The sequence below is a fragment of the Microbacterium sp. JB110 genome, from assembly GCF_003335195.1.
In the GTDB taxonomy this organism is placed as follows: Bacteria; Actinomycetota; Actinomycetes; order Actinomycetales; family Microbacteriaceae; genus Microbacterium.
The window spans coordinates 39,254-52,321 of record NZ_QPGM01000008.1 but is presented as its reverse complement, the minus strand read 5'-3'; the positions used below and the strand labels follow the sequence as shown (position 1 = coordinate 52,321).

The window sequence follows — 13,068 nt, the reverse complement described above, 5'->3', positions numbered from 1 at the left end:
ATCGATCAGTAGTCGTAGTCGCCGGCGTTCTCGGCGTCGAAGACGGTGGGCGGCCCGAGGAGCAGCGTGCTGTCGTCAGCGGAGTACTCGGCGGCTGTGATGTCGTCGTTGACGGCGTTGGTCTCGTCGAACTCGTTGCCCTGGCCGAGCTGCACACCCGCCCACGCGGTGAGGTAGCCGAACTGCTCGACATCCCAGAGGATCGATCCGGATGACGAGCCGTCCTCGAGGTACGGCAGCATCGACGCCGGAGTGCCGACGCCCACGGTGAACACCTCGCCGATACGCCCCGCGTCCCGCACTGCCTCTGCCACGCCGACGGCCGATGTGGTGCACTGGCCGATCAGACCCTTCAAATCCGGATAGGCATTCATGAAGTCCGTCGCCATCTGTGCGTTGGCTGCCTGGTCCTCGCCCGAGTACCCGATCTCGACGAGCTCCATGTCGGGGTAGGCCTCCTCCTGGTGCGCCTGCTCGACCTCGATCCACGAGTTCAGGTTCTCCGCGGTCTCACCGCAGGAGACGATCGCGTATTCCCCCTCCTCGCCCATCGCCTCGGCGAGCGTGTCGATCGTCGTCGTGCCGATGCCCTCGGCTGTGGCTTGACTGACGAACAGTTCGCGGACGGAATCCGGTGCGTCGGTGTCGCTGGTGGCGACCTTGATGCCGGCGTCGGCGGCCTCCTGCATCAGCGGAGCGAGCGAATCCGGATCGTTCGGGGCGACGATCAGCACGTCGACCTGCTGCTGGATCATCGAGCGGACGACGTCGGCCTGAGCGGTGGCGCTGGCATCGGTCGGCCCCTGGTAGATCCACTCGAGGCCGTCGATGTCCTCCATTGCCTGCTCGGCTCCGGTGTTCATCGCCTCGAAGTAGGGCGAGCCCTGGAGCTTGGGCACGAACGCGACGGTCACCGTGTCGTCGCCGCCACCGCCGTCGCCACCGCCGTCTCCGCCTGCGGCGCAGCCGGCGAGAAGCAGGCCGCCGGCGGCGAGGCCTGCGGCGGTCTTGAGTGCACGGGAAGTCTTCATCGAAATCTCCTGACGAGTGGTCGCAACACTGCTGATGCTCGGGATGAGCCTGATGTGTTCCAAATTTCGAACCCATGCACGACTCTTGGTCACAAAGTGTATGGTTGACCGCGTCCGGTGTCAACGACGATGCGAGAGTGTGATGTTGCAGCCTGGTCGAGTCCCCGCCGCGGCACGTGCGGTCGCTCTGCTGCGCCATCTCGCCCGCACCGGCAGGCCGTCGACCGCGTCGGCGATGGCCAAGGAGCTCGCTCTCCCGCGCACGAGCGTGCTCGGCATCTGCGATGCGCTCGTGGACGACCGGATGCTCGTGCGCCTCGCCGACGGACGCTTCTGGTTGGGTTCGCACGTGCTCGAGCTCGCGGCGGCATCGGCTGCCATGCTGGGCAGGCCCCTGGGCGTCGGTCTTCTCGTCGTCTCACGCGCGAACAAGTTCTACACGGCGATGCTGCACGCGGCGACGCGAGAGGCGAGCGCGGCAGGCGGTCAGCTTCTTGTGCGCGACGCGGAGGAGAGCTCGCAGACCCAGAGGGACCAGTGGCACGAGCTGATCGATGAGGGCGCCGACGTCATCATCGTCGACTCGGTGGACACGGGGCCGCATGCTGTGGAGCTCGACCACGCCCGCCGTGCCGGTGTGCCGGTGATCGCGATCGGCTCCCGTTTGGACGGTGTCGACGTGAGCGTGACCAGCGACAACACGCAGGCCGGGCTGCTCGCAGGGCGCAGACTCGCCGAGGTCCTGCAGGGGCGCGGAAGGGTCGCGATCCTCGACGGGCTGCGCAAGAACGCGAACATCGACCGCGTCGCCGGGTTCCGCGAGGCGATCAGAGACAGCGACGGCATCGAGATCGCCGCGCACTACCAGGAGGAGCACGACACCTCGGCAGCCGGCCAGCGGATGATGGTGCGCGCTCTCACTGATCTGCCGGAGGTCGACGCGGTGTTCGCCGTGTGCGATCCGATTGCGATGGGCGCGGCCGCTTCGCAGCGTGACGCAGGGGCAGCGATTCCGATCGTGAGCGTCGACGGCCGCTCCGACGCGGTGGACAGCATCGTCTCCGGCGGCCCACTCATCGCATCCGTCGCGCAGGATCCGGCAAGACTCATCACGGCTGCCATCACGATCGGTCGCGAGCTCGCAAGGGGCCGCCCTCTCGCCCAGCGCGCGCATCTGATTCCGGTCCGGATCATCGACGCTGACAACGCTCGGGGGTACGAGCGATGGGGATGACGACCGACCAGGGCGGCAGTCGCGCACCGGCCGTGCGTCGAGCGCTCGTGGTGCTCGACGCACTGGCGTTCGAACGCAGGGCGCGACCGGCCGACCTCGCGCGCGCGGCCGGGCTGGCCAAGAGCAGCGCCAGCGACCTGATCGGAACGCTGCTCGACGAACACATGCTGGCCCGCAGCGGCGACGATCTCATACTGGGCAATGCCCTCACGGAGATCGCCGCCGGATTCGTCGACGACATCGCCACGGTGAGGCGCTTCGGGATCGGATGGGAGCGGTCCATCGCACTGCGCGAACACACCGTCACGCTGCAGTCCCTCATCGGCGTGCACAGCGTGTGCGTCGCCGTTCGCCTCGGCGGCCACGTGCTGCCGTACACGCCGCGCGCGGGGAGTCGACTGCCGCTGTGGGGGGCGAACGGCGCAGAGCCGGTTCTTCGCCCCGTTCCGCGCGACGACATCCGCCGCACGCTCGACGAGTTCCCCGAATCCTCCCCCGACGAGGCGTCCCTGCGGGAGTGGGCGGCAAGCGGCGAGGACGGGCCGACGCCCGCCCCTGCCGCCGATGGGCTGGAGCCGGCGCCGTCGGCAACGGGGAATCTCGAGATCAACGCGTTCGTCTCATCCGGCAGCAGGCGCGGCGGCGCCGTCGTGGCGACCGTGCACGTCGCCCCATCCGCAGCGGTCGACATCAGCGGGCTCACGGTCGCGTTGGAGGAGTTCGCAGGCGATCTGGGGCCGCGCGCCGCATGACATGGCTGATCGGGCGGAACCCTCAGCGCCGCATCGCACAGACGACGTTCCGCGCCGCCGACGTCCCGACATCCGGATGCTCGGCGACCCGCCGACACCGACACCGAATCGGCCGTGCAGACACGGCCGGGAGAAGGAGACTCCTATGACGCAGACGAGCGAATCCGCCCGAGCCATCGCCGAAGTCGGCTCGGCTGTGGCGAGCGTGTCGCCCGATACCCTCGACCGTGCCGCCCGGATGATCGCGGACGCCGGGAAGGTCGCAGCCTACGCGGGCGGGCGGGAGGGCCTGGTGATGAAAGGCCTCGTGATGCGGCTGTTCCATGCCGGCGTCGACGCGCACGCCGTCGGCGAGATGACGGTTCCGCACCTCGGTGAGGGCGACCTGGTGATCCTCAGCTGCGGGCCAGGTCGGATCTCGATGGTGACAGCCATCGCCGACACGGCGAGGAGGGCGGGCGCGAAGATCCTGTACGTGACCGCCGAGCCCGACGCCGAGCCGGCCGATCGCGCCGACGAGGTGCTGGTGATCGACGCTCAGACGATGGCGCGAGACTCCGGAAGCGACGCCGTCCTGCCGATGGGCAGCGCCTACGAGATCGGCATGTTCGTGCTGGTCGATCTGATCACCCGCCGCGTGCGCGACCTGCGCGGCGACGATGCGGAGGCGATGCGCGCCCGCCACACGAACCTGGAGTGAGTCGCTACTCGCCCTTGCCTGCGAGCTCCGCGCGACGGGAGGCGAAGTCGGGGCGGTCGAAGTAGTGCTCGGTGCCGGTGAGCGGGGCCAGGCCGCCGAAGGCGTGCGCCCCTGCCCGCACCCGTGCGCTCTTCACGGCCATCAGCGAGATCGCCTCCGCGCCCGCGGCCGTCTCGCTGATCGCGACGATGCCGTGGTTGCCGAGCAGCACGAGAGACGGCAGCTCGCCGTGCGCGTGCTGATAGGCCTCGAGCCGCTCGAGGAACACCCGCCCGAGGTCCATGCCAGGAACGGCATACGGCACGTAGAGCGGGCGTCCGAGCGTCATCAGTTCGTCGGTGTAGACGGGTTCGGCGAACGCCTGCTCCGCGTTCGCGCTCGACAGCAGCGCGACCACGTCCGTGGGGTGGGTGTGCGCCACGTACCGCACGGGGGCGATCGCCCGCACCGCGACGTGCACGAGCGATTCGATCGACGCGCGCACCTCCCGCCCGTCGACCTCACCGGCCGTCAGCTGCGCGGTGAGCCCGGCCTGGTCGGCATCCGGGTCGCGCAGCAGTTCGACGAGCGGGGCGACGTCGACGCAGACGAAGCCGTCGGGCTGTGCGTCGCGCATCGACGATCCGGATGCCTTCACGACGATGCGACCGCCGTCGATCGCCTCGCTCGTGTTGCCCTCTGCGAGGATCACGAGGTCGCGGGTCGGCTCGCCCAAACGTCTGGTGAGCCCCACGAGCTCATCGCCGACGAGGTCTGGTCTCAGTACTGCGGTCATGGTGTCTCCTTCGACTGAAGCGGATCGCCCTGATGCCCGTCAGAGCGAGCGCGGCTGGAACAGGCGGGGCGAGAACGTCCGGATGACGATGTCGCGGAGGTCCTCGATCGTGCCGTCGACGACGCCGGCGGTCCTCGCCTGCACGAGCAGGCTGCCGAGCCCCGTGGCCTCGACGGGGCCGGCGAGAACGGGCAGCTGCGAGCGATCGGCCAGCCGCTGGCAGAGCAGCTCGTTGCGCGATCCGCCTCCGACCACGTTGATCTGCGTCGCCGGTTCGCCGCTCAGCGCGCCGATCTCGGCGACCGCCTCGGCGAACGCCTGGGCGAGCGACTCGATGATCGAGCGCACGACCGCGCCCCGACCGACCGGAGCGGGCAGACCGTGCTCGGCGCACCATGCGGCGATACGGGACGGCATGTCGCCAGGCGGCTGGAAACGCGCGTCCTCGACGTCGAACACCGGCATATCGGCGGGCACCGCCTCCGCCTCGGCCAGGAGCGTCCGGATGTCAGCCGACTCGCCTTCCTGCTCCCAGCAGCGCTGGGTCTCGCTGAGGATCCACAGGCCCATGCCGTTGCGCATCGTCAGGAACCGGTCATCGACGCCGCGCTCGTTCGTCACTCCCGCGGCCAGCGCCTGCGACGTGAGGACGGGGGCGCGGCGTTCGACGCCGACCAGTCCCCAGGTGCCGCACGAGATGAACGCGCCGCCACTGGTCGGCATGGGCACGGCGACCACGGCGGAGGCGGTGTCGTGCGCACCCACCGCGACCACGTCGATCGGGTTCGCCGCGCCGATCTGGGCGGCGACGTCGCTGCGCAGCGCACCGATGCGCTCGCCAGGCCGGATGATCGGAGCCAGCAGGTCGCGCGGCAGTCCGAGGGCGGCGAGCACGTCGTCGTCCCAGTCTCCGGTCACCGCGCTGAGCAGACCCGTCGTGGAGGCGATCGTCTGCTCGGCCACGGCGACTCCGCTGAGCCAGTAGGAGAACAGGTCGGGGGTGAGCAGCGCCGTGCCGGCCACGTCGAGCAGCCCGCTGCGCGCCTCGGCCGCGAGCTGGTAGATCGTGTTGATCGCGAGCGGTTCGACGCCCGTGCGGGCGTAGAGCTCCGCCTCGGGCATCGCGGCGTGCACGCGCTCGAGCTCGTCCGCCGTGCGTGCGTCTCGGTAGTGCACGGGGTTCGCGAGCAGCCTGCCGCCGCGGAGCAGCCCGTAGTCGACGCCCCAGGTGTCGACCGCAACAGACCTCAGCTGCGGGGCGTCCCTCACCGCGTGGGAGAGCCCGTCGACCGCGCCGCGCCACAGCGAGAGCACATCCCAATGCAGTGCGCCGTCGAGCATGACGGGGCGGTTCGCGAACCGAGATGCCTCGACCTGCTCGATCCTGTCTCGGCTCACGATGCCTCGGATCACCCGGCCGCTCGTCGCGCCGAGATCGATCGCGGCGAAGTGACCCGCCGTGCTCCGCTGTGCCATTCGACCCTCCGCTGCGCTGCGATCGTCCGTCATCGGATCATCCGGGGCCGTCGCGTGAATGACAACCCCGATATCGTGAAGTACGGTGTGAAACATAACAGATTCGAACAGGGGACCGCATGGCGACGAACCGAACAGTCGACGGCGAGCAGCGCAGAACGGCGATTCTGGCGGCCGTCGACAGCGAGGGCGCGGCCCGGCTGACCGACCTCGCCTCCCGGCTCGAGGTGTCGGAGATGACGGTGCGCCGCGATCTCGACGAACTCGAACTGTCCGGGCAGCTGCGCCGCGTGCGCGGCGGAGCCGTCGCAATCGAGCGGCCCCGCCACTTCGACGAGCGCCGTGCCACCCGTCCGCGCGCGAAGCAGGTCATCGCACGCAAGGCCGCGGAGCTGCTGCCGACGACGGGGGCAGTGGCATTCGACGCATCGAGCACCGTCGGCACGATCACCGCGAACCTCGATGCGCGGCCGAAGCTGTCGATCGCCACGAACTCGATCGACAACTACATCGCGCTCCGCGCGGCGCACGCGGGGCAGACCGTGCTCACCGGAGGGGAGGCAGAGCCGTCGACCGGCAGTCTCGTCGGCCCCGTCGCCTGCGCCGGGGCCGTGTCGATGCTGTACAAGCTCTTCTTCCTGTCGTCGACGGGGTTCGATGCCGAGCACGGCACCAGCGAGGTCTCGCTGATCGAGAGCCAGGTCAAGCAGGTGTTCGCTCGGGCGAGCAATCGCGTCGTGCTGTGCCTCGACTCAGCCAAGCTCGGCGGCCGGTCCAGCGCGGCCACTCTGGCGACCGGCCAGATCGACACCCTCATCACGGAACTCGACCCGTCAGACCCGCGCCTGGCCCCCTTCCGCGGCCTGGTCGCCATCCGATAGCTGCTCAGATCAGGTCGGGGTTGTGAATGTCGTTCGTTCTTGTAAGAATCAACACAAACGAACAGGGAGCCTCATGACCACCGAAGCACCGACCAACCCCGCAGTCGCCGATCTGATCGCGCGTTCGAACCGACTCGGTTCCGACCCGAAGAACACCAACTACGCCGGGGGCAACACGTCGGCGAAGGGCACAGCGACCGACCCCGTCACCGGCGAGCCCGTCGAGCTGCTGTGGGTGAAGGGCTCCGGCGGCGACCTCGGCACCCTCCAGGAGAAGGGGCTCGCCGTGCTCCGCCTCGACCGGATGCGCGCCCTGGTGAACGTCTACCCCGGCATCGATCGCGAGGACGAGATGGTCGCCGCGTTCGACTACTGCGCACACGGCTCCGGCGGCGCCGCACCGTCGATCGATACGGCCATGCACGGCCTCGTCGACGCGGCGCACGTGGACCACCTGCACCCCGACAGCGGCATCGCGATCGCGACCGCCGCCGACGGCGAGGAGCTGACACGGAAGATCTTCGGCGACAAGGTCGTGTGGGTGCCGTGGCGCCGCCCCGGCTTCCAGCTCGGGCTCGACATCGCCGCGATCAAGAACGAGAACCCGCAGGCGGTCGGCTGCGTGCTCGGCGGCCACGGCATCACGGCATGGGGCGATTCCAGCGAGGAGAGCGAGCGCAACTCGCTCTGGATCATCGACACCGCCGCCGCGTACATCGCGGAGAACGGCAGTGCCGACCCGTTCGGCGCCGTGCGCTCCGGCTACGAGGCCCTCCCAGAGGCGGAGCGTCGTGAGAAGGCGGCGGCGCTGGCCGCCACCATCCGGGGCATCGCCTCGCACGACGCCCCGATGGTCGGGCACTTCACCGACGACGCGGTCGTCACCGACTTCCTCGCCAGCGAGAAGGCGCCGGGGCTGGGCGCACTGGGCACCAGCTGCCCGGATCACTTCCTGCGCACCAAGGTCAAGCCGCTCATCCTGGATCTGCCCGCCGATGCGTCGGTCGAGGACTCGGTTGCGCGCCTGAAGGAGCTGCACGAGGCCTACCGCGCCGACTACGCGGCCTACTACGACGCGTATGCGACGGACGAGAGCCCCGCCATGCGCGGCGCCGACCCGCTGATCGTGCTGGTGCCGGGTGTCGGCATGTTCAGCTACGGCAAGAACAAGCAGACCGCCCGCGTGGCCGGCGAGTTCTACGTCAACGCGATCAACGTGATGCGCGGCGCCGAGTCTCTGTCGACCTACGCGCCGATCTCGGACGAGGAGAAGTTCCGGATCGAGTACTGGGCGCTCGAGGAGGCGAAGCTGCAGCGTCTGCCGAAGCCGAAGACGCACGCCGGCCGCATCGCGTTCGTGACCGGCGCGGCATCCGGCATCGGCAAGGCGATCGCAACCCGACTGGCCGCCGAGGGCGCATGCGTCGTCATCGCGGACCTCGACCTCGAGAAGGCGCAGGCCGCCGCGGCGGAGCTCGGGAACGCAGACGTGGCCATCGGCGTCGCGGCGAACGTCGCCGACGAACAGGCGGTGCAGGCCGCGATGAACGAAGCGCTGCTCGCCTTCGGCGGCGTCGACCTGGTGGTCAACAACGCCGGGCTCTCGCTGTCGAAGTCGCTGCTGGAGACCACAGCGGCCGACTGGGACCTGCAGCACGACGTGATGGCGAAGGGCTCGTTCCTCGTCTCGAAGGCCGCGGCGAAGGCGCTGATCGAGCAGGGCCTCGGCGGCGACATCGTCTACATCTCGTCGAAGAACTCGGTTTTCGCCGGCCCGAACAACATCGCCTACTCCGCGACCAAGGCTGATCAGGCCCACCAGGTCCGGCTGCTCGCGGTCGAGCTGGGCGAGCACGGCGTGCGCGTGAACGGCATCAACCCGGACGGCGTCGTGCGCGGCTCCGGAATCTTCGCAGGCGGCTGGGGCGCCAACCGCGCCAAGACCTACGGCATCGACGAGTCGGAGCTCGGTCAGTTCTACGCGAACCGCACGATCCTCAAGCGCGAGGTCGTTCCGGAGAACGTCGCAGACGCGGTGTACGTGCTCACCGGTCCCGAGCTGAGCCGCACGACCGGTCTGCACGTTCCGGTCGACTCCGGCGTCGCCCAGGCGTTCGTCCGCTGATCCCCGCGGTCCGGCGGCCGGTGCCATGCGCCCGCCGCCGGACCGAACGCATCTGGAGGTGCATATGACATCTGGCTCCGTCGCCGCAGTCGACCTCGGCGCAACGAGCGGGCGCGTGATCGTCGGCAGTTTCGACCGCGGCGCGCTCCGGATGGACACGGTCGGGCGATTCGCGAACGATCCGATCACGACGCCGTCAGGCATGCAGTGGGACCTGTTCGCGCTGTACCGCGGCGCGATGGCCGGGCTGCGCGAAGCGTTCGCCGCGGCCCCGGATGTCGCCTCGATCGGCGTCGACTCGTGGGCCGTCGACTACGCGCTGCTGCGCGGCAACCGGATGCTCTCCACGCCGATGCACTACCGCGACGAACGGACCGCGCGCGGCGTCGATGCCGTGCACGCCGCGGTGCCCTTCGATGAGCTGTACCGGCGCAACGGGCTGCAGTTCCTGCCCTTCAACACCCTGTACCAGCTGGCGTGCGAGCGGCAGGACGGCATGCTCGACGCGGCGGACGGCATGCTCCTGATGCCGGATCTGTTCGGCTGGCTCCTCACCGGCGAGCGGGTGGCCGAGAGCACGAACGCGTCGACGACGGGGCTGCTCGACGTCACGACGAAGCAGTGGGACACCGAACTCTCCGCGCGGATCGGTGTGCCCGAGCGGGTGCTGCCCCGACTGGTCGCCCCAGGCGAGCGCGTCGGATCGTTCCTCCCGCACGTGGCGAAGGAACTGGGCGGGAGCGCCTCCGTCGTCGCGGTCGGGTCGCACGACACGGCGTCGGCTGTCGTGGCCGTGCCGATGAAGGCCGACCGCGCCGCGTACATCTCGTGCGGCACCTGGGGCCTCGTCGGCGTCGAGACCGAGCATCCGGTGCTCTCCGACGCCGCGCGCGAGGCGAACTTCACCAACGAGGGCGGCGTCGACGGCCGCACCAGATTCCTGCACAACGTGATGGGCCTCTGGCTGCTGAGCGAGACCATCCGGACGTGGGAGCGCGACGGCGGCGAGCGGATCGACCTGCCCGCGCTCCTCGCCGAAGCGGCCGAGGTCGACGGCCGGGTCGGCATCTTCGACGCGAACGACCCGGTGTTCATGCCGGCCGGCGACATGCCTGAGCGCATCGCCGCGTGGTTGGCCGAGCACGGCCGGCCCGTGCCGCGCACCAAGCCGGAGTTCGCCCGTTCGATCATCGAGAGCCTCGCCGAGGCGTTCGCCGGTGCCGTGCGCACGGCGTCTGAGCTGTCGGGCGTACCGGTCGAGACGATCCACATCGTCGGCGGCGGTTCGCTGAACGAACTGCTCTGCCAGCTCACCGCCGACCGCGCGGGCGTACCGGTCGAGGCCGGTCCCGTCGAGGCGACCGCTGTCGGCAACCTGCTCATCCAGGCCCGCGCCGCGGGCATCGTCGACGGCGACCTCGACGGCCTGCGCGCCGTCGTCGCCCGCACCTTCGACGTGTCCCGCTACCTCCCCCGCACCTGACCTGCCTGAGCGCTCTGCACCGCGGCATCGGCCGCCGCGGTCGCCCTCCGGACGCGGCCCGGCGTGCTGGCCCTCGCCAGGCGGGCCGCGGTAGCGTCAAGGGAAGCCCCCATCTTCCAGCCACGAGGAGCGCCAGTGACCAGCGATCACCGCGACAGCGACGACGCACGCCGCGACGGCGACCCTCATGACGACCATCCGGACGCCTCAGAGCCGCAGGAGCCGGATGCCGCCCGGGAGAGGCGCGCCCGCGAACCCCGCACCGAGACGCATGCGATCCCTACGGCCACCGGTCTGATCGCGATCCCGACCGGGTCGATCTCGGTTCCGGAGTACGTGCGCGAGGCGTCCCGCGAGACCGCCCATGTGCATCCGGGCGACAAGCTCTCGGCCGGACGTCGCTTCGCGTACGTGCTGCTGCTCGGTGCCCTCACGGCGCTGGGACCGTTCACCGTCGACCTGTACCTGCCCGCATTCCCCGCCCTCGAGAGCGAGTTCGACACGACCGCAGGCGCGGTGCAGCTCACACTCACGGGCACCATGGTCGGCTTCGCCGTCGGACAGCTGATCGTCGGCCCGCTCAGCGATGTGATCGGCCGCCGCACGCCGCTGCTGATCGCCACGACGCTGCACCTCTTCGCCAGCACCTGCGCGATCTTCTCGCCGGACCTCGCAGTCCTCGGCATCACTCGCGTGCTGATGGGCATCGGCGCGGCCGGCGGAGCAGTGGTCGCCATGGCGATGGTGCGGGACCTGTTCGCCGGCCGGCGCCTGGTCATCATGCTCTCGCGCCTGGCCCTGGTCACCGGCGTCGCCCCGGTGATCGCGCCGCTGATCGGCTCAGGCCTGCTGCAGGTGATGCCGTGGCGCGGCATCTTCGTCGTTCTCGCCTGCTACGGAGCGCTCATCCTCGCATGCGCCCTGTTCGCGCTGCCCGAGACCCGCCCGAAGCATGACCGCGTCTCATCGGGGAACACCTCCATCCGGCACCGCTACCGCGTCGTCTTCACCGACCGGGTGTACGTCGGCGTGCTCGCGATCGGGGCGATGACGTTCTCGGGGCTGTTCTCCTACCTGTCGTCGTCGTCTTTCCTGTTCCAGACCGAATACGGACTGTCGACGATCCAGTACGGGATGGTGTTCGCCGTGAACTCGCTCGGTCTGATCGCGGGCAACCAGATCGCGGCCCGGCTGGCCGCCCGGTTCGGGCCGCAGTGGGTACTCGCCTTCTCGACCGGGATGCTGCTGGTCTCGGCGATCGCGATCCCGGTGTGCGCGGCGCTCATCGACGGCCCGTGGGGCGTGATCGCACCGCTGTTCGTGTTCATGACATCGTGCGGCTTCACGCTGCCGTGCGCGCAGGTGCTGGCGCTGGATCGCCATCCGGATGCCGCAGGCACCGCTGCCAGTGTGCTCGGCGCGGCGAACAACGGCATCGCGGGCGTCATCTCGCCGCTGGTCGGCGTCGTGGCCGGGCTCACCGGCGGCATCACGCCGCTGTCGATGGCATCGATCATGATCGCCTGCTCAGTGCTCGGCATCCTCGCGCTGTGGCTGGTCGTGCGCCCCCGCACCCTCGGCCAGCTCTCCGACTAGACGCCGCTCAGGACCGCACCGCGAGCGGCGCTATGGGAGCTGCAGCAGCGCGCCCTCCGCGCGGCAGGTCGCCGCAGCGATGAGCTGTGCGCGCTCCAGAGTGCGGCGCCAGTCGGGCGCGTCCGACGCGGCGAGCGCCGCGACGAAGACCGCGAACATCGAGTCACCTGCACCCATGGTGTCGACGACCTCGCCCGGGAGATCCGCGATCGGTCGGTCGAAGGTTCCCGATGAGGTCACGATCGTCGCGCCCTCGGAGCCGCGGGTGGCCAGCACGGTCGGCACACCGTCGGAGCGCAGCTGCGCTTCGAGGTCGTCGACCGAGCCCATCCGGAGCAGCGCGGCGTCGTCCTCGCCGACCTTCACGAACTCCGCGCCTGCTGCGACGCGTTCGAAGCCGGCGACGAAATCGTCGCGGTCGAGCAGCATCCCCTCACGCGGGTTCGGATCGATCGCGACGCGGGCACGGCTGAGCACCCGGTCGAACTCGGCGATCTGCGCGGCGGAGTCCAGGGCGACGCAGCTGATCGCCACGACCGGTGCCGCCTCGACTGCTGCCACCGCCTCATCCGAGAACGCGATGTGCCGCTGCTGCGAGGCCTCGTTGAAGATGTACGTCGGCTCGCCGTTCACGCGCGTGCTGATCGCACGGGCGGAACCGAGCGGCGAGTCCGTCGCGATCAGTTCGACGCCGTGCTCGGCGAGGTGAGCGCGGATCTGCGCACCGGCGTCGTCGTCTCCCACCATGGCGACCAGGGTCACGTCTTCGCCGAGGCGGGCGAGGCCGACGGCGACGTTCAGCGCCGCTCCTCCGACGAACTCGCGCGTGCCGAGTTCGTCGCGGATCTCATCGATGAGTGCGTCTCCGACCACCACAATGCGTGCCATGTTCCGAGCGTATCCCCTCACCGAGGCGAGCTCCGAACGGACCGGGACGGCCGTCCGCGCACACGCGGGCGACCCCGCTCGCGAGATGCCCCGGGATCGTTCACAACCGTGACGATCCCGGGGCATC

At 69.9% G+C, this 13,068-nt stretch carries 11 protein-coding genes; 7 read left to right on the top strand and 4 right to left on the bottom strand.

Features of this window, described 5'->3' with window-relative positions:
- Positions 1 to 5: 5 nt before the first annotated feature.
- Complete coding sequence (locus tag CIK77_RS13725; protein ID WP_087054728.1) at positions 6 to 1,031, bottom strand: autoinducer 2 ABC transporter substrate-binding protein; 1,026 nt, start codon at positions 1,029 to 1,031, stop codon at positions 6 to 8.
- A gap of 142 nt (positions 1,032 to 1,173) precedes the next feature.
- Between CIK77_RS13725 and CIK77_RS13720 the strand changes: the two genes are divergently transcribed.
- The 3 genes from CIK77_RS13720 to CIK77_RS13710 all read left to right on the top strand — a co-directional run bounded on the left by CIK77_RS13720 (position 1,174) and on the right by CIK77_RS13710 (position 3,717).
- Entirely contained in the window at positions 1,174 to 2,265 is a 1,092-nt protein-coding gene (locus CIK77_RS13720) for a substrate-binding domain-containing protein (protein WP_212647475.1), read from the top strand.
- On the top strand, positions 2,262 to 3,017 hold the full coding sequence (locus tag CIK77_RS13715; protein WP_170934111.1) for a helix-turn-helix domain-containing protein: 756 nt from the start codon (positions 2,262 to 2,264) through the stop codon (positions 3,015 to 3,017). The genes CIK77_RS13720 and CIK77_RS13715 overlap by 4 nt, the downstream gene beginning before the upstream one ends.
- Before the next feature lie 145 nt (positions 3,018 to 3,162).
- Positions 3,163 to 3,717: a 6-phospho-3-hexuloisomerase gene (locus CIK77_RS13710; protein ID WP_114347268.1), complete on the top strand. Its 555-nt coding sequence runs from the start codon at positions 3,163 to 3,165 to the stop codon at positions 3,715 to 3,717.
- Between the two features lie 4 nt (positions 3,718 to 3,721).
- On the opposite strand, the gene CIK77_RS13705 is transcribed toward CIK77_RS13710, so the two are convergent.
- The gene (locus CIK77_RS13705) at positions 3,722 to 4,492 is read right to left on the bottom strand and encodes a class II aldolase/adducin family protein (RefSeq protein WP_087055089.1); all 771 of its coding nucleotides are present in this window, start codon (positions 4,490 to 4,492) and stop codon (positions 3,722 to 3,724) included.
- 39 nt (positions 4,493 to 4,531) lie between these two features.
- Entirely contained in the window at positions 4,532 to 5,968 is a 1,437-nt protein-coding gene (locus tag CIK77_RS13700; protein ID WP_087055242.1) for a rhamnulokinase, read from the bottom strand.
- A gap of 119 nt (positions 5,969 to 6,087) precedes the next feature.
- On the opposite strand from CIK77_RS13700, the gene CIK77_RS13695 reads away from it, so the two are divergent.
- The 4 genes from CIK77_RS13695 to CIK77_RS13680 all read left to right on the top strand — a co-directional run bounded on the left by CIK77_RS13695 (position 6,088) and on the right by CIK77_RS13680 (position 12,053).
- Positions 6,088 to 6,849 (top strand): DeoR/GlpR family DNA-binding transcription regulator, encoded by a 762-nt coding sequence (locus CIK77_RS13695; protein ID WP_087055090.1) that lies wholly within the window; start codon positions 6,088 to 6,090, stop codon positions 6,847 to 6,849.
- 73 nt (positions 6,850 to 6,922) lie between these two features.
- Positions 6,923 to 8,974, top strand: a complete 2,052-nt coding sequence (locus CIK77_RS13690; RefSeq protein ID WP_087055091.1) for a bifunctional aldolase/short-chain dehydrogenase — start codon at positions 6,923 to 6,925, stop codon at positions 8,972 to 8,974.
- A 64-nt stretch (positions 8,975 to 9,038) separates the two neighbouring features.
- Entirely contained in the window at positions 9,039 to 10,457 is a 1,419-nt protein-coding gene (locus CIK77_RS13685) for a rhamnulokinase (protein ID WP_087055092.1), read from the top strand.
- A 135-nt stretch (positions 10,458 to 10,592) separates the two neighbouring features.
- Positions 10,593 to 12,053 carry a multidrug effflux MFS transporter gene (locus CIK77_RS13680; protein WP_441897019.1) on the top strand — a complete coding sequence of 487 codons (1,461 nt, stop codon included), beginning with the start codon at positions 10,593 to 10,595 and terminating at the stop codon, positions 12,051 to 12,053.
- A gap of 30 nt (positions 12,054 to 12,083) precedes the next feature.
- Here the strand turns inward: CIK77_RS13680 and CIK77_RS13675 are convergent, their stop codons facing one another.
- Entirely contained in the window at positions 12,084 to 12,941 is an 858-nt protein-coding gene (locus CIK77_RS13675) for a PfkB family carbohydrate kinase (protein WP_087055093.1), read from the bottom strand.
- Positions 12,942 to 13,068 lie beyond the last annotated feature (127 nt).

What these genes read in the sequence shown, in the direction of transcription:
- CIK77_RS13725 (WP_087054728.1), bottom strand. Translation starts at nt 1,031, where the DNA reads ATGAAGACTTCCCGTGCACTCAAGACCGCCGCAGGCCTCGCCGCCGGC.
- CIK77_RS13720 (WP_212647475.1), top strand. Translation starts at nt 1,174, where the DNA reads ATGTTGCAGCCTGGTCGAGTCCCCGCCGCGGCACGTGCGGTCGCTCTG.
- CIK77_RS13715 (WP_170934111.1), top strand. Translation starts at nt 2,262, where the DNA reads ATGACGACCGACCAGGGCGGCAGTCGCGCACCGGCCGTGCGTCGAGCG.
- CIK77_RS13710 (WP_114347268.1), top strand. Translation starts at nt 3,163, where the DNA reads ATGACGCAGACGAGCGAATCCGCCCGAGCCATCGCCGAAGTCGGCTCG.
- CIK77_RS13705 (WP_087055089.1), bottom strand. Translation starts at nt 4,492, where the DNA reads ATGACCGCAGTACTGAGACCAGACCTCGTCGGCGATGAGCTCGTGGGG.
- CIK77_RS13700 (WP_087055242.1), bottom strand. Translation starts at nt 5,968, where the DNA reads ATGGCACAGCGGAGCACGGCGGGTCACTTCGCCGCGATCGATCTCGGC.
- CIK77_RS13695 (WP_087055090.1), top strand. Translation starts at nt 6,088, where the DNA reads ATGGCGACGAACCGAACAGTCGACGGCGAGCAGCGCAGAACGGCGATT.
- CIK77_RS13690 (WP_087055091.1), top strand. Translation starts at nt 6,923, where the DNA reads ATGACCACCGAAGCACCGACCAACCCCGCAGTCGCCGATCTGATCGCG.
- CIK77_RS13685 (WP_087055092.1), top strand. Translation starts at nt 9,039, where the DNA reads ATGACATCTGGCTCCGTCGCCGCAGTCGACCTCGGCGCAACGAGCGGG.
- CIK77_RS13675 (WP_087055093.1), bottom strand. Translation starts at nt 12,941, where the DNA reads ATGGCACGCATTGTGGTGGTCGGAGACGCACTCATCGATGAGATCCGC.